The organism is Mycoplasma sp. CB776 (assembly GCF_054343395.1).
In genome coordinates this window covers 1-23187 of the sequence record NZ_JBTGVD010000004.1, presented here as the reverse complement: position 1 = coordinate 23187, position 23187 = coordinate 1, and the positions used below count along the sequence as shown (strand labels likewise).

The following is a 23187-nucleotide window of genomic DNA, read 5'->3' as shown; positions in this document are numbered from 1 at the left end:
TTTACTCTTCTTCAGAAAGAACAGATAAATCCATATTATGAAATACTTCTTGAATATCATCATCGTCTTCAAATTTTTCAATATGTTCTAATAATTTTTTTGTTTTTTCTTCATCTAATTGAACTTCTTGATTTGGAATATAAGTTACTTCCGCAGTTTTATATTCAAAATTATATTGTTTATCTAATGCTGTTTTTAAGCTTAAAAAATTTGATGGTTCACAATAAATTTCATAATATTCATTTTCTGATTTAAAGTCTTCTGCTCCATTTTCTAAGGCAAATAACATCAATTCTTCTTCATTTGCAAGATTTTTTTCAATTTCTAAAACACCTTTTTGATCAAAAACATAAGGAATAGAACCTTGTTTTCCTACTTGCCCTCCTGCTTTTTTAAACAGAGCTTGAATATTTGCTGTAATACGGTTCATATTATCTGTTAAACAAATAACTAAAAATGTTACACCACCAGCTAAAGTTCCTGAATAAATAACTTCTTTAAAATCAATCCCTTCTTTTGAAGCTCCTGTTGCTTTTGCTATTGCCTTTTCAATATTTGCTTTAGGCATTGATTTTGCTCTTGCTTTAGAAACTACTAATCTTAAAGCTGGATTTGTATCTATATCTCCACCACCTTTAGCTGCAGCAACCATTATTTCTTTTGAAAATTTAGCAAAAATTTTTCCTCTTATTGCATCTTGAGCACCTTTTCTATGTTTAATGTTAGCTCATTTTGAATGTCCAGCCATTTTATCTCCTTATTTTATTGAATTAAATATGTATGTAATAATTTATTTTAAATTATAATAAATTTTTTGATTTTTATTATGGTTTTTTATATAAAAATTAAAAAAATCTATTTTTTTATATTTATATAGTTATTTTAAATTTTATTTTTAAAAATTACTGTAAAAAGTTTTATAATTTTATTGTATAGATATTAAAGAAAGAGGTAAATATGTATCAATATAAAGCCATTTTAAAATCTACAAAAGAAGTAATTGCTCAAGGACATTCACTGGAAGATATAGAAAAAGATATTGTTCATTTTATAAGAGAGCAAAAAAAAGGAATTCATACTAATAGTAATGTTCCTATTGAAATTTATCATATTCAAAGAAATAAAACAGATGGAATTGATTTATCTAAAGAAAAATTAGTAAAAACTATATAAAATTCATAAATATAAATAGGATTTAGTCCTATTTTTTATACTTTAAATTAAAAAACTTCAAAAAAATGGATTTTTTTCTTTTTAAAGTTCATTTTTTAATTTTTTTATTTTTTAAGTGTTATAATGATTTTGTTATGAATGAATTAAAAATTAAAAAAACTTTTAATGAAATTTTCAGTTGAAAATCTCATTATGATGAAGAAAACAGCCTATCTTGCGGTTATAAAAAACAATACTATCATTTTTTAAGTTATGATTCAAAAACAAATACAATTTATTATAGAGTTAGTGATAGTAATAATCCTGAAGACAACAATGCTTTTTATTATGATACAAGCATTAAATATGAAAAAATGCTTGAAATAAAAAAATAAAAAATGGTGGAGATGCCGGGAGTTGAACCCGGGTCCACACATAAGCTTTATTAAAAGTTTACAGTTTATTTAGTTTTTATAATAAATTAGTCTAAAACTAACAAAAAGAATCTAATTTATTTAACTATAAATTTCTTTAGATTTTAGTTAAATCTATCTAAATATCCTTTTAAAAAACTTAAAAAATAAAATCAAAGGAAAATCTTATTTTTTAACTAATTTTTAATTAAGCAAAAATTAGATTTGAATTTGTAGAAGCTAACATGTTAAATGTTACTTCTGATTTTTTATTTTCTTTTCCATTTAGAAAAGCCTAGAAGTAATTATAGTCTACTACACTACTGAGTTTTAATATTACTTATATATGTCGAAGCCAGTACACCCCCATACATAATTATTCTATCACATAAATAAAAAATATCTTAGGGAAAATCCAAGATATTTAATTATTTTAGTTTTGAAGCTCATTTTAGAAATTTTTTTACATTTGGAAAATCTTTTTTAAAATGTATATCATAAATAATTTCATCAATAAATGGTAAATAAAAATTGTCATTTCTTGATTTATACTGAATTTCAATTTGACTAAAAATTTCTTTAAAATCATTTATAGTTTTTGGTTTAGATAAATGTTTGATGAAATCTCTATAAAAATTTTCTGTTTTTAAATCCATTTTAAAAAATATTAAATAATTTGGATTTTGCTTTTTCTGTGGTAATTTTTCATATTCATCAATAAAAATGAATTCTTTTCTAAAAATTTTCTTTTTAGTAAAAATTATTTCATTGAAGATAACGATTCTTCTTGTATATTGTATTAAACTATAAATAAAAATAAATATCAAAATTTCTAAAATCAAAGTTAATGAAAAAATAACTATAAATGATATTCATATAACTTCTCAAGTAAATGAAAAGTAAAAACTATCTTCAACTTCTAAAACCTTTAAAATTGCAGAAAAAATAATCAAAAACAAAAAATACCAAAGGGGAAGTAATCCAATATATGACCGTGTATTATAACGATTAAATTTAAAGTAAATATTTTTTTCTATTTTTTCTTTATTTGTAACTAAAGTTTTAAGAGAAAAATAATTATCTTGTATTAATTTTCTAATTTTAGCACAATATTTTCTTATTAAAATAGGATATACAAATAACAATATTGAAAAAGTAACAACAAAAAAGATAATAACTAAAGGGATTAAAACATATAGTTCCATATTAACCTAAATTATCTATTTTAATTTTGTTTTTTCTATTACTGATTATAAATATTGCTCTAAAGTTGCTAAAATTAGATAATAATTTTAAACTTTTTTTCATTTTTCTCCTTTTTTATATGTATAGGGCTAAAAAAATACCCTAAAAAGGGTATTCTAGATTTGTTTTTTTAATAATGTGCATTTACTATATTGTAATAACTTTTTGGTTATTACATATTAATTATAATACTATTTTTACATTTTTCAAGAAAAAAAGTAAAAAAGTGCATAAAAACTCTTATTTTAAAACAAAAAAATGAATTAATTCATAAAATTTAGATAATAAATATTATGAATTTTTCATTGGTTGTGGTGCATTTGTTGAATCTTGGTGTTGGTCACCACTCATCATTGAATTATCTGATGTTGTTTTATTTTTTTCCATACTATTAGAATCAGAATGCATCATATCATTTGAAGTATTAGGATTTTGTTTTGATGTTGATTTATCGCTAGAATCTTTCATCATCATATTTGATTTATCCATTGAATGCATTGTTTCTGTTGAATTTGATTTTCTTGTAGAGGTTCCTTTTATTGCTTCAAATGTATCTTTGCTTTCAACTACAAATTCTGGTTTAAATACTATTCTTTCAGTCCCATCTTTCGCAAAGAAAATAAATGTATAGAATTTTCCTTCTGTTAGTTTATTGTCTCCAGTTCATGAAAATTCTAAAGCATTTTCATTAACTACGTCTGCATTAGCTTTTGCCATAGCCATAGCTTTTTTAACTATTGGTTTTCCATTAGCATCTTTTACTAAAGTATTGTCATGTAATGAAGTTACTTCTGTTGCAAATGCTAATCATTCTCCTTTAACACCTTGTACTGGTGTGTTATGTAATTTAAAAGTAAATATACCATTTGCATCTAATACGTTTTCACTTCTAACTGCTGGAAATTCTAATTGTCTTTCTTTTACAGTTCCTGTTGTAAGTTTAGTTACTCCATATTCTGGTACAGTAAAGTCAATTGATAAATTAGTAATTGTTTTAATGGAAGTTGCAGGGAAAATGTCTTTATTGTCTTTAATAAAATCATTTTTGAAAGTTATTTTTTCTGTGCCGTCATTTTTTCAAAAAATGAATGTATAGAATTTTCCTTCTGTAAGTTTATTGTCACCAGTTCATGAAAATACTAATGGAAAATCTTTGGAAGCATCTACTTCTTTTGCCATCGCCATAGCTTTTTTAACTACTGGTTTTCCTTTTGTGTCTTTTACAAGAGTGTTATCAGTTAATGATTTTACTTCTGTTGCAAAAGCTGTTCACTCACCTGAAACTCCTTGTACTGGTGTGTTATGTAAGTGGAATGAGAAAACTCCGTTTTCATCCATTCTATTTTCTCCTCTTGCAGCAGGAAATTCTAATACTCTTTCTTTTACTTGGTTTGCTTTAGCAATTCCATAGGTTGTATAATCTAATGATTGATTAGTTTCGTTAGTAGTTTTAGCAGGATTAGAACATGAAACAACTGCAAAAACAGTTGTTAGTGTTGGTAAACCTAATAATAAAACTGATTTAAATCTTTTTTTCATAATTTCTCCTTTATATTTAAAGTTTTTTAAAATAGATCTAAAAATCTATTTGAATTATTATAGGTCTGTTGGAAGAAATTGATAACAAAACCCTATTTCTTATAATAAAATTCTTGTTTTTTAAAATTTTTTGCTATTTCTAGATAAATTATTTGACTTTTTTGCAAAAAGTAGTATTATACGCCCATTTCATTTGAACTGAATTAAATAAAAAACATTTTGTAATTAAACAAAATGTTATTTTATTGTAATTTTAGTCTTTAAAGTAATTAATTGGGTCTTGAATATCATATTTAGATTTTGCTTCATATTTAGAGTTTGTTCCTGCTGGAATTTTATGTCCTACAATAATATTTTCTTTTAATCCTTCTAATTTATCAATTTGTGAAGAAATTGAAGCGTGAACTAAAATTTTTGAAGTTTCTTGATATGAAGCGGCAGCTAAGAATGAATCAGATAATAGTGGAGTTTGTTTTGCTCCTTTAATTACAATTTTACCAAATGCAGGTTTTTTTCCTTGAGATAGTAATTCTCCATTAACTTCTTGATATTCAAAAATATCAACTAAAGATCCAACAAATAAGTTTGAATCTCCTGCATCAGTAATTAAAATTTTAGAAAGCATTTGACGAATAATAATTTCTATATATTTATCACTAATGGAAATTCCTTGCATTCTATATAGTCTTTGTACTTCTTTTAATAAATAATTTTGTACTTTACGAGCATCAGTGTAGTTTAGTAACTCTTTTAAAATAATAGGACCTTCTGTAATTTTTTGTCCTGGAGTAATAGAATCACCAACTTGTACTCTTAATTTTCTATTTACAGGGACATGGAATACTTTTTCTAATTCTTCACCATCTTTATTTATATAAGCAACTTTTACTAACTTATCATCTGTTTGATTTCTTTCTTTATCCATTAATTGATCAATAGATTTTACATAACCTTTAACTGGAGAAATTTGTGCTGGTTTTCCTCATGGACGTTCAAAAGCATCGATTAATTCAATCAATCTAGCAAAACCTCCTGTAATATCTTCAACCCCAGCAACCCCTCCTGTATGGAATGTACGCATTGTTAACTGTGTACCAGGTTCACCGATTGATTGAGCAGCAATAATCCCTACAGCTTCTCCGATTGCAACAATTCTATTGGTTGCAAGATCTTTTCCGTAACATTTTTTACATACACCATTTCTAGTGTGACAACTTAAAATAGAACGGATATCTACTTCTTTTATGTTAGCATCAATAATTTTTTGTGCAATTTCAGGAGTAATAAATTTATTATCTTCGATTATGATTTCGCCTGTTTCTGGGTGAATTACAGGTGAGTTAGTATATCTTCCTTCAATTCTTTCGTATAAAGAAACAATTGTAGAATTGGTTTTAGTATCGATGATTTCTTTTACTAAAAACCCAAAGTCTGAACCACAATCTTTTTGAGTTACTACAATATTTTGTGCAACATCAACTAAACGACGAGTTAAGTAACCTGATTTAGCTGTGTTAAGAGCAGTATCGGTTCCCCCTTTTCTAGCACCGTGAGTTGAAGAATAAAATTCATAAGAAGTTAATCCTTCAAGGAAAGAACTTTTAACTGGAACTTCAACAGTAGAACGTACCACACGCTCATTTTCAGCATCGGCTTTTAATGTTTTAACGTTATTAGCCATCAATCCACGCATTCCAGCTAATTGAACGAAGTTAGAAATATTTCCCCTTGCTCCTGATTTCATCATCATAAAAATAGGGTTATTTGGTTCTTGTAAAGTTACTGTATTTAAGTCTTTTTGAATTTCATCTTTAATTTTGGTTCATTTTTCAATGGTTAAAATATATCTTTCATCATCGGTTAACATTCCCATTCTAAAGTATTTATTAAGTTTAGCAGTGTGTTCTTCACCTTGTTTAATAAATTCATCTTTTCTTGGAGCTAATTTAATATCTCCAATGGAAATTGAAGTACCTGAAAGCATTGAATATGTGAAACCTAAATCTTTAATTTTATCTAGAATTTCAGCAACTAAATTTGTATATTTAAATCAAATTTTTTCCAATAATTCTGCTTTTTCTTCTTTTTCTAACTCTCTATCAATGTTATTGTTTCTGTATTTAACTCTTTTATATATGTTTTCAAATTCTTCAATTGTAAATTTAGTTAAATTGGAAGCATGTTTGCTAGAAATTATTTCATTTTTGTAATCAATTAATTCTGAATAATATTGAAAAACATCTTTATAATTTTCATAATTTATTTTTTTAACAACAGAAGCTACATCTTCCATTGAAACCACGATATCAAAATTGTCATAAGTTTGTCTTATTATTTTAGCAATATGTTTTTTGTTTAGTGGTTCATTTAATGGTAATGCTTTAATAAATTCAGGAATGTTTCCATGTTTTTTAATAACATATTTTTCTAATTGTTTTTGTTGATCTGCATATAAATTATCTACATTTGTGTCAAAAACAAATGGGAAATTATCTGGAAAAGCATTGTTAAAAATAAATTTACCAACTGTAGAAACTACGTATCCTTGAACTGAAGTTTCTAAAGTTTTTTTAACTTTTTCAAAAGGTAAAGCAACTCTTGCGTGTAATGAAACAACACCAACTTCGTGAGCTCTCATCATTTCATCGTAATCTGCAAAATATCTTCCTTCTCCTTTTCTACCGCTTTCTTCTTGTTCTTCTTTAGTTAAATAGTATAAACCAAGAATCATATCTTGTGAAGGGTTAACAATAGGTTCACCATCTTTAGGTCCAAGAATGTTTTTATTTGCAAACATTAATTCTCTAGATTCTCTAATTGCTTCAGGAGAAATAGGAACGTGAACAGCCATTTGATCACCATCAAAGTCAGCATTGAACCCTGCTGTTACAAGCGGATGCAATTTAATAGCACGCCCTCTAACTAAAATCGGTTCAAAAGCTCTAATTGATAAACGGTGTAATGAAGGAGCACGGTTTAAAAGAACTAATTTTCCTTTAATAACTTCATCAACGTGTGGTCAAATGATTGGATTTAATTCTTCAATCATTTTTCTAGCACTTTTAATTGAAGAAGCTAATTCACGCTCAGTTAATCTTTTGATAATTCATGGTTCAAATAGTTTTGCAACCATTTCCCGTGGAATACCAACTTGGTTCATTTTTAGATTTGGACCAACAACGATAACACTACGCCCTGAATAATCAACCCTTTTTCCAAGTAAATTTTGTCTAAATCTCCCTTTTTTACCTGTTAAAGCGTCAGAAATAGATTTTAATGGTCTTCCATCTTTAGCCGAAACTGGAGAAGGACTTCTTCTTTGATTATCAATTAATGCATCTACAGCTTCTTGAATCATTCTTAATTCATTTTGAATTATCAAGATTGGAGCATCTTTTTCCATTCATCCTTTTAAACGGTTATTTCTAATAATAATACGACGATAAAGTTCGTTAATATCACTAGTTGAGTGTCTTCCACCATCTAATTGAATTAATGGTCTTAAATCAGCAGGAATAACTGGTAAATGTTTAATTAACATAGAAGTTGGTTTTTGTTGAGAGTTAATAAAAGAGTTAATAACTTGTAATCTTTTATACAATTTATCTCTTTCTTGAATTTTTGTTGATGTTTGTTTTTCAGGACTTAATTGCTGAATTTCATCAACTTGTTTTTTAACTTTATCTCTTTCTTCTTCAAGATTAATATTTTTTAATAAGTATTCAATAGCCGCTGAACCGGTAGAAATTTTAGCATCTGAATACTCTTCAATAATTTCATTTAATTCATAAAAATCAATTCCGTATTCTTTACCAATTTTGGAAGATGCAAGTTCAGTTAAATCTTTTAAAGCTTCTGATAATTCTTCATAAGCTTCAGTTCCTTCTTTATAACGGGAACGAATTTCAATTAATGCATCTCTATAAATAACTCCAGCTTCATTTAGTTCGATAATTTGATTTTTTGGTAATGCTTTGATGTCTCCAGATTCCAAAATAATGTGAGCTTTATAGTAAATTAAGGATTCTAATGATGATTTAGAAACTGCTTTATTTGAGTCTTCTGTTTTTATTCCAAGTAATTTAGAAATAATTGAGTGATCAATTCTGAAAAATCAAAAGTGCACAACTGGTGATTGTAACTCAATGTGTCCCATTCTTGATCTTCTAGAAATTTTTGGTAAAATTTCAGATTTTAATGCCTTACATTGATCTGTTGCAGAACAAAGAGTTCCTTCGTTGGATTTTTTATATTTTCTTCCACAAATTGAACATTTATAATCAATAATAGGTCCAAAAATTAACTCATCGAATAACCCTTCTCTTTCTGGTTTATATGTTTTATAATTAATGGTTTCTGGTTTAGTAACTTCACCATGTGATCATTCTAAAACATCTTCAGAAGTAGCAAGAGAAAGTGAAATTTTATCAATAGAATTTTCATCAATTGTTGCGTATTTTCTTGTAATTTTATTTGGTTCCTTCTTAATCATTAATAATCTCCTTCTTCTTCTTCAAAATTATTTTCATGAGTATCAATTTTTTCACTAATTAAATTATAATCATTAATAATTTCTGGTGAAAATTCGTCTTCAATACTAATGTTATTTTCTTCATAACTACTAAAATCTTGTTCAAATTCTTCGTCTTTTAGGTAGTTTTCTTTTTTGTGCACTTCTAATTTGATTCCAAGACCTCTTAATTCATAAGCTAAAACGTTAAATGATTCAGGCATTCCAGGTTTAGGAATTTTTCCTCCTGTTGCTAAAACATTATAAAGAATATTTCTTCCTTGAATGTTATCAGATTTATATGTTAATAATTCTTGTAAAACAGTAGATGCACCAAATGCTTCTAATGCTCAGGTTTCCATTTCTCCAAATCTTTGTCCACCATTTTGAGATTTACCTCCTAATGGTTGTTGAGTAATTAGTGAATATGGTCCAACACTACGAGCATTCATTTTGTCATCGACCATGTGTTGTAGTTTTAACATATACATAACACCAACTGATACTTCGTTGTCAAATGGTATTCCTGTAATTCCATCGTATAGTTTAAATTTACCAGAAGTAGGTAAGTTAGCTTCTTTTAAAACATTTGTTATGTCGTTATTTTTTACTCCGTCAAATACAGGAGAAACAAATTTAACATTAAGTTTTCTAGCAGCCATTCCAAGGTGTAATTCAAGTACTTGACCAATGTTCATACGTGAAGGAACCCCTTGTGGATTTAATAGAATATCGATTGGAGTTCCATCTTCTAAGTATGGCATATCCTCTACTGGTAATACAAGAGAAATAACCCCTTTGTTTCCGTGACGACCAGCCATTTTGTCCCCAACTTTTATTTTTCTTTTTTGAGCAATAAATACTTTAACAATTTTATCAATTCCGTCTTCCAGTGAATCCCCTTGTGCTCTTGAAAGAATTTGCACATCAATAACTGTACCAGCATCTCCGTGTTTTACTTTTAATGATGTATCTTTTTGATTTGAAGATTTATTACCAAAAATTGCATTCATTAATTTTTCTTCAGGAGTTGGATTATCTTCTCCTTTCGGACTGGTTCTACCAACAAGAATATCTCCTGTACTTACTTCAGAACCAACACGAACAATCCCGTTTTCATCTAAATGTCTTTTTGAACGTAAAGAAGCATTTGGAATATCTGTTGTTAGAATATCATCTCCTGCTTTTGATGCTCTAAATTGAATAGTTTGCTCTTCAATGTGAATAGAAGTAAAGACATCATCTTTAACTAATTTTTCACTTATAATAACAGCATCCTCGAAGTTGAATCCATGTCATGTAGAGAAGGCAACTAGCACATTTTTACCAAGAGCTAATTCTCCATTTTTAGTTGAAGGACCATCACAAATTAATTGTCCTGCTTCAACTTTATCCCCTACTTTTACTATTGGTTTTTGATTAATAACAGTTCCTTGATTGGATCTTTCAAAAATTCTTAAATTATAATCGATTATTTCGTTTATTTTGTCACTACTTTTTATTTTAATTTGTTGTGAATCGACAAAAACAACTTCTCCAGCTTTCTTTGCTTTTAAATTGGTTGCAGCATATCTTGCAACATCATATTCAGCACCAGTTCCAACTAGTGGAGTTTCAGATTCAATTAATGGTACTGCTTGTCTTTGCATGTTTGCGCCCATCAATGCACGGTTAGCATCATCGTTTTCTAAAAATGGAATGGTACTTGCAGCAATAGAAGTCATTTGTTTTGAAGCTACATCAATATAATCAACTTCTTCAGGTTTAACAATTAAATATTCGTGATCTTTTCTAACAGTAATTTTATCCCCTAAAATTTTGTTATTTTCATCAACATCAACAGAAGATTGAGCAAATTTAAAACCATATTCTTGCACTGCTGTTAATCAGTAAACTTTATCATAGTTAATGATTCCGTTTTCAACTCCATAATAAGGAGTTTGGATAAATCCGTAATCATCAACTTTCGAATAAGAAGCAAGGTTTAAAATAAGTCCAATGTTTTGTCCTTCAGGTGTTTCAATAGGACAAATTCTTCCGTAATGAGTTGCATGAACGTCACGAACTTCAAATTGAGCTGTATCTCTATTTAAACCTCCAGGTCCAAGAGATGTAACTCTTCTTTTGTTTGCAATTTCAGCAAGTGGATTAATTTGATCCATAAATTGTGATAATTTTGAAGAGTTAAAAAATGTTTTAAATTGGTTATAAATTGGTTTATTATTATGAATACTTTTAGGTGTAATTTTATCCATTTCTTTTGTAGATAGTTTTTCTTTTGCGTGTTTTTCTAGTTTAGTAAGTCCCACAATGAATTGGTTTTGTAATAATTCACCAACTCCAACTATTCTTTTATTAACAAGTGAGTCAGGATCATCTTCTTTTCCTAAATTATCAATTAAATTAAAGTAATATGAAATGGTTGCAATAATATCAGAAATTAATAAATGCATTTCTGTAGAAGTAGGATCGTTTGCAATAACTAAAATAGGATCTTTGCCATTTTCTAAAGATCTTTTGTTTGGTCATACTTTTACCATAATTACTTTTGTTCTTTTTTCTAAAGAAGGATTTATATCAAGTTGTTTTCCATAAACTTGAGAAGTAATATCTGGAATGTCTACTGTTTTTAAGATACCTTTATCAAATTGAGATTGAATTTCTAAAGCAAGTTTTGGAGTAATAAAAGTTTCTTTTTTGTAAAGAATTTCCCCTTTGTCATTTGTTAAATCTTCTGCTAAATAAGTTTCTAAAATTCTTTCAACTAAATTTAACTTTCTATTCAACATGTATCTACCAGTTTTAGATAAATTGTATCTTCTGTCATTAAATAAAGTTAAAGGAATTAAATTGAAAATAGCTTCATCGGTGATTCTATCTCCTTTTCTAATAATTCTATAAATTAACTCTAAATTATCTTTACTGGATTCGATTTTTTCTTTTTTAATTGACTCTTTTAAAACACTTGAATTACCAAATAGTTGTAACATTGTTTCTTTTTTCAAACCTAAACCATTTAAAAAAGTGGTTAAAGGAATGTTTTTATGTTTATCAATTCTAATTTTTACTGTATCAATTGAGTTACCTGTAACTCTGTGGAAAATTTCAATTCAAGATCCAAGTTGTGGAATAATTTCAACTTTGTTAAACAAGTCATCCGCTTGTTTATTACGAACGTTTTTACCAAAATATGCCCCAGCAGATCTAATCAACTGAGCAACAATAACTTTTTCAGAACCATTTATGATAAAAGTACCACCACTTGTCATTAAAGGAACTTCTCCATAAATAATATCTGTACTTTCGTCAATTTCTCCTGTTTCCACAGTATGTTTTCTTAAAGAACCAACTATTTTCCCTGTATAAGATGTTCCTTTTTGTTTTGCTTCTTTAATTGCTTGAAATTCATCTTTTGGAATTTCAACTCTTACTGAACCAGGTATGTATTGAATTTCAATTTTTCCATTTGCAGAAACAATAGGGTAAATTTTATTCAATGATTCATCTAAACCATCTGTTAAAAATCAGTTAAATGATTTTCTTTGTGTTTCAAGAAAATCAGGAGTTTCTAACGTATGTTTAGTTTTTGAATAATCTCTTCTTTCAGTTATTGGTCCAAATTTTCTAATTTTGAATTTTTTTTCCATTTTTCTTCCTTTTTTAATTAATTTTGTGTTATATTTAATAGTAATGATTATGGAATTATATCATAATTTACATTAAACAGAATAAAACAATAACTAGATGATTAAATCTAGTTATTTTTTAAGTTTTTTTTCTATTTTCTTTCTTCATAAACAGAAGCAACTTTTCTGTTTCTTTTTGTTTCGAATTTTACATATCCGTCAATTAGTGAGTATAATGTGTCATCGTTTCCACGTCCAACATTATTTCCAGGGAAGATTTTAGTTCCTCTTTGTCTGAAAATAATTGCTCCTGCAGTTGCGAATTGACCATCACTTAATTTAACACCAAGACGTCTACCTATCGAATCTCTACCGTTTCTAGTAGAACCACCAGCTTTGGTTTTTGCCATTTTAAATTATCCTTTCAATTCTGTTATTTTTACACGAGTATAAGGTTGACGATGACCTAATTTTCTTTTATGAGTTGATTTAGGGTTGTGACGATAAACAACGATTTTTTTAGCTTTTCCTTGTTTTTCAATTACACCTTCAACAACTGCACCTTTAACAAAAGGTGTTCCAACTTTTTTATCAAGAACAAGAACTTCGTTAAAAGAAACTTTGTCTCCTTCGTTTCCATCAATTTTTTCAATAAAAATTGTATCTCCTGATTTAACAATAAGTTGTTTTCCACCAGTTTTGATTATTGCAAACATGCTTCCTCCTCATATGGCTCATCTTTGAGGTTCATTTTATAAATGATTGGACTTTTTAGTCACTACCTTTTTAGAATGGTTACACAAGTAACTATTTAATTATAACACTTTTTAATTAATATATAATAAAAAAATGTATTATATTTTGTATAAGAAAATATGTTTAAGTAAAATCTTTTTACAAATTTAATAGATAATTAAGCAAAATATTATATAATTCAAAAGAGTATTTCTAATATATACTCCTTGATCTTGAAAAAAGATCCTGATGACCGAAAGGAGCCAAAATGGCAAAATACGAAATTATGCTAATTTTAGCACCAACAGAAGATGTTGCATTAGCAGAAAAAATTGCAAAAGAAGTTTTTTCAAATGGTGTTAAAAGTGTAGAAAAATTAGAAAGAACTGAGTTAGCTTATCCAATCAATAAATCTAAAACAGGAATTTTTGTTTTAATGAATGTAGAATCAGAAGAAAGCAAAATTGCTGAATTTGTTAGAAAAACAAACATTCAAAAAACAATTTGAAGAAGTCTTGTTGTTAACTTAGATACAGAAAAAGGTTTAAATAGAAAAGTAAAACCTAAAAAACGTAAACTTTCATTCTTTAAAAATCAACAAAACTCAAAAGAAAATTCTAATTCTGAAAATTCAGAACAAAATAAAGAAACAAAAGCTGAAGAAAAAAAAGTTGTTAAAAGAACAAGAGTTACAAAAAAAACTGAAAATAAAGAATAATAAGGGAGTTTGCAATGAATAAAGTTATATTAATAGGAAGAATAGCGAATAATTTAGAATTAAATAAAACTAAATCTAATATTAGTTATTTAAGATTAACAGTTGCTGTATCAAGAAGATATTCAACTAATGATGGCAATGAAATTACTGATTTTATACCTGTTGTAGTTTGAAGAAATAGTGCTGAATTTTTAGCAAGAAATGCATCAAAAGGTTCTAGAATCCTTGTGGAAGGTTCCTTTGCTACAAATAGTTTTGTTAATAATCAAGGACAAAACGTTACTTCAAATGAAGTTTCTGCTGAAAATGTAACTTTATTAGAAAGCAAGCAAGAAAGCGAAAATAGAAGAAAAAATATTAATAATAACCCTTCTGTTTCAGCAACAAATCCTGCAGAACCAACATTTTCAACTGTAAATAATTCAGAATATTCATCAAAAAATAATGTAGAAAAAACTACTTTAAATGATGATGAAGAAGAAACAGATTGAGATGTTGAAAGTTTTTTATAATTAACTAAGGAGAAAAATGATTAATCGTAAAGTAAAAAAACAATTCAAAAAAAGACCTTGTAATTTTTGTTTAGAATCAATGCAATATATTGATTACAAAAACACAGAATTACTTAAAAAATATATTAGTAGTCATGGAAAAATTCATCCTTCAAGATTAACTGGTACATGTTCTAGACATCAAAGATTATTATCTACAGCTATCAAAAGAGCAAGAATTATTGCATTATTACCATTCGTATCTGAAATAATTAGAAAATAATATAAAAATCTTTAGAGCAATACTCTAAAGATTTTTTAAAGGAGAAATATGTCATTAAAAGCCGGAATAGTTGGATTACCTAACGTAGGAAAATCCACTTTGTTTTCTGCATTAACAAAAGTGCAAGCTGAATCAGCAAATTATGCTTTTACAACTATTGAACCAAATATTTCAATAGTTGAATTAAAAGATAAAAGATTAAACGAAATTGCAAAATTTGTTAATCCTGAAAGAATCTTGCCAACAACCTTTACTTTCGTTGATATAGCAGGGTTAGTATCAGGAGCTTCTAAAGGAGAAGGTCTTGGTAATAAATTTTTATCTAATATAAGAGAAGTAGATGCAATTATTCAAGTTGTTCGTTGCTTTGAAAACAAAGATATTTTACATGTTGCAAATGAAATAAATCCTAAAAACGATGTGGAAGTAATTAATTTAGAATTATTACTTGCTGATATGCAAGTAATTGAAAATGTAATTAAAAGGGTAGAAAAGAAAGCACTCAATAGTAGTGATAAAGATGTAAAGGCGGAATATCAAGTTGCTTTAAAACTCAAAAAAGCATTTGATAATAATATTCCAGCAAGAAACGTTAATTTATCAGAAGAAGAATTAAAAATTGTCAAAGGTTACCAGTTATTAACATTAAAACCTATATTATATGTTGGAAATATCTCTCAAGAAGATATAGAAAATCCTTTAAATAATAAGCATTTTTATAATCTTAAAACTCTTGTTGATTCTTACAATAATTTATTACTTCCTATTTCTATCCAATTAGAATATGAAATTAGTTTATTAAATGACGAAGATAAACAAATATTTCTAGATGAATATAAACTAGAATATTCAGGACTTGAAATTTTAACAAGAGAAGCATTTAAGCTTTTAAATTTAGCAACTTATTTTACAGCAGGTGTTAAAGAAGTTAGGGCTTGAACTTTCACCAAAGGAATGTTTGCACCACAATGTGCAGGAATTATTCATAGCGATTTTGAAAAAAAATTCATAAAAGCAGAAATAATTAGTTATAGTGATTATATTGATAATGGTGGTGAAAAAAACGCTAAAGAACAAGGAAAAATGCGTCTAGAAGGAAAAAATTACGAAATGCAAGATGGCGATATTTGTTTATTTAAATTTGGAAAATAAAAAATGAGATACTTAAATCTCATTTTTTTATTATTGTAAATAAAGTGTAGTATTATTAATCAATGAAATTAGATAATATAGAGAATAAACATCAACTAATATATCATTATAAACTTTATTTAAAATTTTAACTTTATCAGATGATTTTGGAAAATCTAGTTCCATAAAACCAAAACTACAATTATAAGTATAATAAATTCTAGATCCTGATGATAATAAATGTAATCCTGTAATTTGAACACCGTTTTTATCATGATATCTCTTTAGTGATAGTTCCATTGCAAGAGGTGTATACATTTGTCTTATTTTTAATTCGTTATTTGAACGTGGAGAAAATGTTTTAACAAAATCTTTATTTTCTAATTTCTCTATGTTTTTTTTACTAAAAAAAGATGATCTAAATAATTCAAAGGCAAAACCTTTATCACCAAGCACTGTTGTATCGATTTGCATAATACCGTTATCTACGTATGTAACTCTATCGTTATCCCCTTTTTTCTTAGCATAATCAATACATTTTCATTTTAAGTTTAAAAAAACAACAGGATATTTTTGATTAATTAAAACTCTTTTAATTGATGTTTTGCTTTCTAAAACAACTTTATCATAGCTTCTTGCTAAATCACTTTGAACTTCTTCAATGTGTCTTTTATCTAAACTAAAATTATTACTTTCGTCAATTTCTTTATTTATTTTATAATCATAGGTTTCATCTAAAACTTTAATGCTTTCTTTATAAATAGAAGGAACATTGAGGTTTTTTTGAATTTCAAGTTGAAGCATCAAAATTAAATTTTTCTTTTTCTTCATAAATATTGAAGCTACCAAAGAACTTATTAAACCTAAAACAAAGAAAACTAATGCAGCTACTGTTAAAGAAACATTTTTTTGAAGTAATCAAATAACAACAAATAAAATAGATAATCCAAGTAAAACTAGTGTTGTGATTATAAAAATAGAAAAAATTAAATGTGCTTTTTTTATTTTTTCTTGTAAATCTTTTGTCTTATCAAAAGTTTCATCTATTGTATTTTTAATAAATGGATAAATTGTTTCTTTTGAAATATGTTGAAACTCTGAAAATGTTTTATAATTGTCTATTGTTTTCATCTAATTTTATAAATCTTTCATAGAAACATCTTGTCTTTGTTGTGCGCTTGCTTGGAATAATGGATAAGTTTCTAAGTGTAATGAACTTGATATAACTGTTGCTGGGAAAACTAAAATAGAAGTGTTAAATGTGTTAACTTTACTATTATATAGTCTTCTTGCTGCAGCTATTTCTCTTTCTAAATAACTTGTTTGTTCCATTAATTCACCATAAAGTGCTGATGTTTTTAAATCTGGATAGTTTTCTGAAACAGCAATCAATCTACCTAAAACTGAATTAGTTAAACCTTCTACTTGAGAAGCATTATCAATACTTTTAGTCATATTTCTTAATTTAGTTACATCAGTAAGAATAGATTGTTCAAAATTTTTGTGTGATTTAACTTGATCTACTAATTTTATTAATGTATCACTACGTTTAGCTAATTGAGTTTCGATTGTACCAGCTGCCTCATTGATTTCATTTTGTTGTCTTAAAAATCCATTTCTTTTAACTAAGAAATAAATTGGTGCAAAAAATAGAAGTAATGTTCCAAAAACTCAGAAAAATACTTTTGCCGCTACTGAACAAACAGGTTTTTTTGCACTATTATCAACTGTAGGTTCAAATCCTTTTGGTTCATTGTTATTATTTGGATTAAATAAATTTGCCATAATTTTCCTTTCTTTTTTTTATATTTATATTATTAAATTATGTTTAACTTTATATAAATTAAATCAGTAGTAAAATTTGTTTTGATATTCAACTAAGATGATTTTTTATGAACAAATAATCCTACTAATAAAATTATATCAATTAAATAGATTTTATTTTACATTAAAATTTCATCCATTTTTTGAATTAATAAATTTAAATTTTTCTTTTTTGTTGAAGAAACAAAAAAACATTCATATTTATTTAGTAATTCGATTTCTTTTTTGACTTTATATAATTGTGACTGGTTTAATTTGTCTATTTTAGTTGCAACTAAAATAATTTTTTTATTTAAAAATTCTAAAAATTCTAACATACTTTTGTCATTATCAGTTAATCCAATTCTAGAATCAAAAAGTAAAAAAGTAGTATCTAAATTTTCCCTAAAAGTAAAATATTCTTCAATCATATTGAACATTTTTTCAGAAAGAGATTTTGACATTTTAGCATATCCATAACCAGGTAAATCCACGATTATTTTTTGGTCGTTGTTTTCAAAAAAATTAATTAATTGTGTTCTACCGGGAGTATTTGAAGTTTTTGCTATTTTTGTGTTTGCAAGAGCGTTTATTAAAGAAGATTTACCAACATTAGATCTACCTATAAAACAAATTTCTTTTCCTTTATGAAAATATCAATTTTCTTTTTTTGAAGAAGATACTATAAATTTTCACATCTAAAATCCTTTATCATAAATTTTTTTATGTCTTTCTAATGTTGAACTTATTTCTCGGTTTTTTTCATCTGGAAAAAATACAATTGTTTCTAATTCGCTGTAAATTTCTTTATTTCCATATGCAAGTTCTAATTCATAACTAAAGTCTATATCATTTCTTGCTGCTCTTATTAAAAATTTAACATCTAGTTTTTTTGCAAATTCTGCAGTCAACTCTTTATCGTTAATCAATATTTCTACATTTTTAAGTTTATCTATTTTTTGCTGAACTATTGATTTTTTTTCTTGAAATGAACTTATTTGCTTTTTATCTGGATTTCTAGTTATTACAACATATATAAAATCAAATACTTTTAAAGCTTTTTGTAAAATATTTAAATGCCCTTCGTGAAAAGGATCAAAACTACCTGCAAATATTGCTTTATTCATATAATTTTAATGCGTCTTGTGCAATAAGTAATTCTTCATTAGTTCTTATTACATAAACAGGAATGTCGGATTTAGAAGAAGAAATTAATGTATAATCTTTAATTTCTGAAGGTGAAACATTATTTTTATCTTTATCCAGTTCAATATTTAAATTTGGTAAGGTTAATTTTTCAATAACTAATTCTCTAATAAAACTAGAATTTTCACCAATTCCTGCTGTAAAAACTAATGCATCTATTTTTTTACCAACTTTATTAATGTAGTTAACTAAATAATCTACAATTTTTTGAATATATAAATTTAAAGTAAAAATTACATTTTGATCATTTTCTTTGTATCTTTGAACCAAATCTCTCATATCAGATGAAATACCAGAAACACCTAATAATCCAGATTGTTTATTTAATAAATTGGTAAATTCTTTTAAAGAAATATTAGCAGCTTCGGTTGCATATTCATGAATCGCCGGATCTATATCTCCACTTCTTGTTCCCATCATTATGCCCGCTAATGGAGTAAATCCCATAGATGTATCAAATGATTTAGAATCTTTAATAGCACATAAAGATGCTCCATTTCCTATATGTAAATTAACAAAATTTATTTTTTCTTTATTTAAAATTTTTTCTAATTTTAATGTAATAAATTTATGACTAATTCCATGCATTCCATATTTTTTAATGCCGTATTTTTCTGCAAATTCTTTATTAATCCCGTATTTTGAATTAATATCAGGAATAGAAGTATGGAAGGCTGTGTCAAAACTAGCACTCATTTTAGCATTAGGTAAAACTTCTTGCATAGCTTTAATTGCTTGGATTGCTCCAGGATTATGTAATGGAGCAAATTTTGAACATTCATCTATTAATTCAATTGCTTCTTTTGTTAATTTTGTAGAATCTTTAAAATATTCACCACCATGAACTACTCTAAATCCGATTAACTCAATTTCATCTAAAGAATTAATAATTTTATTTTCTTGTCATAAATCAAGTGTTTTATTTGCTGCTTCTTTATGATTTTGCATTTCAACTTCTTTTTTAATATCATTATCACCAAATGACATTTTAATAAAAGAATTAGCTATCCCAACTCTTTCTGCGATTCCTGAAGCTATAACTTTAAAATCTTCTTTATTAAATAATGATCATTTCATTGATGAAGAACCAGCATTTATTACTAATATTTTTTTATTCATATTATTTTTCCTCTTTAAAAGTCTGTAATGTTGTAATTAAAACTGTGTTATAAACGTCTTCTACAGTTGATCCTCTAGATAAATCATTTACAGGTTCTGCAATACCTGTAATAACTGGACCAATTGCTCCATAATTTCCAAGTCTTTGTGCTATTTTATATCCTATATTTCCTGCATCTAAATTAGGGAATATAAACACATTAGTTTGTCCATCATATGACTCTTTTTTATATTTAGCTTTTCTTACGTTTTCGCTAATAGCGGCATCGAATTGAATTTCACCAATAGCTTTAACATCACTACTTAATTCATTAAATTTAATAGTTGCTTCTGAGCTTAATTTAGATTCATCACTAACAGCTGAACCATCTGTTGAAAAAGAAAGGAAAGCAATTTTTGGTTCTATTCCTAAATTTTTTGCAAATTCTTTTGCATTTAAACCAATTTCAGCCAACTGATCTGAATTTGGTTTTATATTTACAGATATATCTGAAAAAATAAATTTTTCATTTTCCTTATGCATTATCATAGCAGATGAAATAGTTTTTATTCCTTTTTTAGGACCAATCACTTTAAAACCAGCTCTTAAAATATCGGCTGTTGTGTAATTTAAACCACCAACTACACCATCTACTTCTTTGTTTTTTAACATCATCATTCCATAAAAAGGATTGCTTTCTAAACTTTTTTGAGCAGATTCCATTGTTTCTTTTCCATTTCTTGCTTCAAAAAATAATTTTGCGTATTTTTCCTTTTTAGAAGAACTAATTACTTCTTGTTGAATTTTAGAAGAAACATTTTTATTTTCTTTATTTACAAGTAAAATAACATTTACTAAATCAGTATTAACTAATTTTTCCGCCGCATCAATAGCTCTTTGATCTTCTCCATCTATTAGTAAAATGGTTTTTTTTGATTTTAATTCTTTGTTTTTTATATCAATTTTATTTTCTAATTCTTTTTGAAAAAACATTTTTTCTCCTTATTTATTTAATAATAAAAATTATAATACTTTTTTAAAAAACTATTTCTTTATTATTGAAAATAAATTCAATAAAAGAATTATTTTCGTTTTTTTATAGAAATTAATAAAAAATAAAGAAAGTTATTTTATTTTTTTGTATTAGTTTTATAATTTATAAATAGTAATTTTTAAATAATCAAAAGGAGAAAAATGTTTAAAAATAAAAAAGAAACAAAAAAAGCATTATTTATAGCTTTACCAATTGTTGCAATCGGAATTCCTGTTGCTGTAGGAACAACTGCTATTGTTTTAAAACATAAAAATAATCAAAAGATTGATATTAAAAAAAATGAAGCAACTAATTTTAGTATTTCTAAAAACACCAATGGATGACAAATTTTTCTAAAAACTAAAGATAATCAACCTACAAACAATTCAGCCAAAGAAATTGAATTTACTAATGAACAAAACGAAAGCATTACTTTTAAAGCATCTTGAAAAAAAATTAACAATGATAATTTTTGAGTTATAGATATAAATGATTTATCTATTCCAAAAAAAGGTAGTTATTCCATTCAGATACCAAGCGACATTACACTTGTTGAAAAAACAGAAAATATAAAAATTAATTTTCCTTTTTTTGAAATCAAAAATACGGAAAAAACTGGGGAATTAGAAATTTTCTTTACCAATATTTTAAACAGTAATTCTATAACTTATACTTTAGAAAATATCGAAAATACAAATATAAACAAAACAAAAAACATAACTATATTAAATAATTCATTTAAAATAGATATACCTAATGATTTAGAAAAAGGAAGATACTTACTTAAAAAATTATATTTTAATCCCACTGATAATTTAATTGATAATCATTTTTTAGAAATAAATAAAGAAAAATTAACTATTTCAAATTTAAATTTTGGACAAATCATTAAAAATAAACTGATTATAAATTTAGAAACTTTAAATAAAAATATAAAAAATCCAAATAATTTTAATAATTTTTCTTTAATTTTTGAAAATAGAAATAATGAAATTAAAAAAATATTAGGAACAATTGAAGAAAAAAATCTTTCTTTTGATTTAAATCAATTAAGTGATAAATATGTTTGAAATATTTTACAATTAGAAATTGCAAATTCTTCAAATGAACAAAATAAAATTATTGCCAATTATAAAGATTTTAGTGAAACTATAAAAAATTATTATAAAGCGAAAAATAAAGAAGTTTCGTTTGAAAATTCTTTTGTAACAAATAAAAGTTCTTTACTTTTTATAAATGATCCAAATAATTGAATAGATTTAAGTTCTCAAAATTTTAAAATTAAACATTATAATAAAAATAAAGAATTGTTAGAAGAAGTTAATAATTTCAACGTTGTAGATTTAAATAAAAAAGCAGTATTATTTCAATTTAAAAATTCTTTTCAAACAGAAGATTTTATTGAAGTTGAATATTCCAATACTGAAATTAATTTAAATAAAAATAAGTTTATTTTTAATAAAAATACAATAGAAACAAACAATCTTATTACTGTTCAAAAAGAAGAAAATAAATTAAACATTTTACTAAAAAATAATTTAGAAACTACAAATAATTCAGAAATAAAAGCAAATTTTGTTGTAATAGATGAAAACAATCATATTACTACAAATGAAGAAAAAATATTACACTTAATAGATAAAAACAAACTAGAAATTATGCTAAATGATTCTTTCTTTGAAGCTAATAAAACATATTATTTATCTTCAATAGAATTTATTAATAATGCTTCCCATATGCTTATTCCTTTCGATAATAATAAAATCACTAAAATTTCAACATTCGAAAATAATATAACAAATATTAATATTTTAAAAAGAGAAACTATAAATAATACAACTTATTTACATTTTGAACTACCAAATACTTATCTAAATAACGAGTTAAATCACCTATTTTCAATAGTAAAAAACGATAAAGAATATAAAGGATATACAGATTTAAACACACTAACTTTCTATATAAATGATAATTTACCAGAAAATTTATCCGGTTCTATAATTAAAGATCTAAACTCTGGAAGAATATTTAAAATTAATAAATAAAAAAACTCAATTTAGTTGAGTTTCCTTAAATGAAATATAAAGTGCACCAGTGTTTTTATAACCTATTTGTATTTTATATTAATTTAATAAAATGCTTAGCATTTTATCCCGAGTTTCCCAGTCAACACTAAAAAGCAGAAAATCAACCATTTTTTTGG

19 protein-coding genes, 1 other RNA gene and 1 pseudogene are annotated in these 23187 nt (G+C 25.8%); 7 read left to right on the top strand and 14 right to left on the bottom strand.

The window, feature by feature from the left end:
* Position 1 precedes the first annotated feature (1 nt).
* Positions 2-748 (bottom strand): YebC/PmpR family DNA-binding transcriptional regulator, encoded by a 747-nt coding sequence (locus ACXX86_RS00835; protein ID WP_458557562.1) that lies wholly within the window; start codon positions 746-748, stop codon positions 2-4.
* 209 nt (positions 749-957) lie between these two features.
* Between ACXX86_RS00835 and ACXX86_RS00830 the strand changes: the two genes are divergently transcribed.
* A complete protein-coding gene (locus ACXX86_RS00830; protein WP_436359110.1) occupies positions 958-1173 on the top strand; it encodes an MAG6790 family protein in 216 nt (71 codons plus the stop codon).
* 134 nt (positions 1174-1307) lie between these two features.
* Positions 1308-1547, top strand: coding sequence for a hypothetical protein (locus ACXX86_RS00825; protein WP_458557563.1), 240 nt, complete (start codon positions 1308-1310; stop codon positions 1545-1547).
* Positions 1548-1551: 4 nt separating this feature from the next.
* On the opposite strand, the gene ssrA is transcribed toward ACXX86_RS00825, so the two are convergent.
* From ssrA to rplU, 7 genes and pseudogenes are all read right to left on the bottom strand, one after another.
* Positions 1552-1933, bottom strand: a transfer-messenger RNA (tmRNA) gene (ssrA, locus tag ACXX86_RS00820).
* A gap of 60 nt (positions 1934-1993) precedes the next feature.
* Entirely contained in the window at positions 1994-2770 is a 777-nt protein-coding gene (locus tag ACXX86_RS00815) for a hypothetical protein (RefSeq protein WP_436359105.1), read from the bottom strand.
* A 331-nt stretch (positions 2771-3101) separates the two neighbouring features.
* Complete coding sequence (locus tag ACXX86_RS00810; RefSeq protein ID WP_436359103.1) at positions 3102-4349, bottom strand: hypothetical protein; 1248 nt, start codon at positions 4347-4349, stop codon at positions 3102-3104.
* A gap of 598 nt (positions 4350-4947) precedes the next feature.
* A pseudogene (locus ACXX86_RS00805) lies at positions 4948-8841 on the bottom strand (DNA-directed RNA polymerase subunit beta'); the annotation flags it as partial.
* On the bottom strand, positions 8841-12506 hold the full coding sequence (gene rpoB / locus ACXX86_RS00800) for a DNA-directed RNA polymerase subunit beta (RefSeq protein WP_436359101.1): 3666 nt from the start codon (positions 12504-12506) through the stop codon (positions 8841-8843). The gene rpoB and the pseudogene ACXX86_RS00805, both read right to left, overlap by 1 nt.
* A gap of 131 nt (positions 12507-12637) precedes the next feature.
* Entirely contained in the window at positions 12638-12895 is a 258-nt protein-coding gene (gene rpmA / locus ACXX86_RS00795) for a 50S ribosomal protein L27 (RefSeq protein WP_436359100.1), read from the bottom strand.
* Between the two features lie 6 nt (positions 12896-12901).
* The gene (rplU, locus tag ACXX86_RS00790) at positions 12902-13201 is read right to left on the bottom strand and encodes a 50S ribosomal protein L21 (protein WP_436359099.1); all 300 of its coding nucleotides are present in this window, start codon (positions 13199-13201) and stop codon (positions 12902-12904) included.
* A gap of 287 nt (positions 13202-13488) precedes the next feature.
* On the opposite strand from rplU, the gene rpsF reads away from it, so the two are divergent.
* Genes rpsF through ychF form a run of 4 tightly spaced genes read left to right on the top strand, consistent with a single transcriptional unit; the run spans position 13489 to position 15864 of the window.
* Positions 13489-13938 (top strand): 30S ribosomal protein S6, encoded by a 450-nt coding sequence (rpsF, locus tag ACXX86_RS00785; RefSeq protein ID WP_458560599.1) that lies wholly within the window; start codon positions 13489-13491, stop codon positions 13936-13938.
* 14 nt (positions 13939-13952) lie between these two features.
* Positions 13953-14450: a single-stranded DNA-binding protein gene (locus tag ACXX86_RS00780; protein WP_436359097.1), complete on the top strand. Its 498-nt coding sequence runs from the start codon at positions 13953-13955 to the stop codon at positions 14448-14450.
* Positions 14451-14466: 16 nt separating this feature from the next.
* Positions 14467-14712: a 30S ribosomal protein S18 gene (rpsR, locus tag ACXX86_RS00775; RefSeq protein WP_458560954.1), complete on the top strand. Its 246-nt coding sequence runs from the start codon at positions 14467-14469 to the stop codon at positions 14710-14712.
* 48 nt (positions 14713-14760) lie between these two features.
* Positions 14761-15864 carry a redox-regulated ATPase YchF gene (gene ychF, locus ACXX86_RS00770; protein WP_436359095.1) on the top strand — a complete coding sequence of 368 codons (1104 nt, stop codon included), beginning with the start codon at positions 14761-14763 and terminating at the stop codon, positions 15862-15864.
* A gap of 30 nt (positions 15865-15894) precedes the next feature.
* Here ychF and ACXX86_RS00765 read toward each other — a convergent pair whose 3' ends face one another.
* From ACXX86_RS00765 to ACXX86_RS00740, 6 genes are all read right to left on the bottom strand, one after another.
* A complete protein-coding gene (locus ACXX86_RS00765; RefSeq protein WP_436359094.1) occupies positions 15895-16974 on the bottom strand; it encodes a hypothetical protein in 1080 nt (359 codons plus the stop codon).
* 6 nt (positions 16975-16980) lie between these two features.
* Positions 16981-17628 (bottom strand): LemA family protein, encoded by a 648-nt coding sequence (locus ACXX86_RS00760; protein ID WP_436359093.1) that lies wholly within the window; start codon positions 17626-17628, stop codon positions 16981-16983.
* A gap of 158 nt (positions 17629-17786) precedes the next feature.
* Positions 17787-18344 carry a ribosome biogenesis GTP-binding protein YihA/YsxC gene (gene yihA / locus ACXX86_RS00755; protein ID WP_436359092.1) on the bottom strand — a complete coding sequence of 186 codons (558 nt, stop codon included), beginning with the start codon at positions 18342-18344 and terminating at the stop codon, positions 17787-17789.
* On the bottom strand, positions 18345-18773 hold the full coding sequence (gene coaD / locus ACXX86_RS00750) for a pantetheine-phosphate adenylyltransferase (protein WP_458560953.1): 429 nt from the start codon (positions 18771-18773) through the stop codon (positions 18345-18347).
* The gene (locus ACXX86_RS00745) at positions 18766-19971 is read right to left on the bottom strand and encodes an acetate/propionate family kinase (protein WP_436359090.1); all 1206 of its coding nucleotides are present in this window, start codon (positions 19969-19971) and stop codon (positions 18766-18768) included. The genes coaD and ACXX86_RS00745 overlap by 8 nt, the downstream gene beginning before the upstream one ends.
* A gap of 1 nt (position 19972) precedes the next feature.
* Positions 19973-20944: a phosphate acetyltransferase gene (locus ACXX86_RS00740; protein WP_458557483.1), complete on the bottom strand. Its 972-nt coding sequence runs from the start codon at positions 20942-20944 to the stop codon at positions 19973-19975.
* Between the two features lie 201 nt (positions 20945-21145).
* Between ACXX86_RS00740 and ACXX86_RS00735 the strand changes: the two genes are divergently transcribed.
* The gene (locus ACXX86_RS00735) at positions 21146-23029 is read left to right on the top strand and encodes a hypothetical protein (RefSeq protein ID WP_458560952.1); all 1884 of its coding nucleotides are present in this window, start codon (positions 21146-21148) and stop codon (positions 23027-23029) included.
* The last annotated feature ends 158 nt before the right edge of the window (positions 23030-23187 follow it).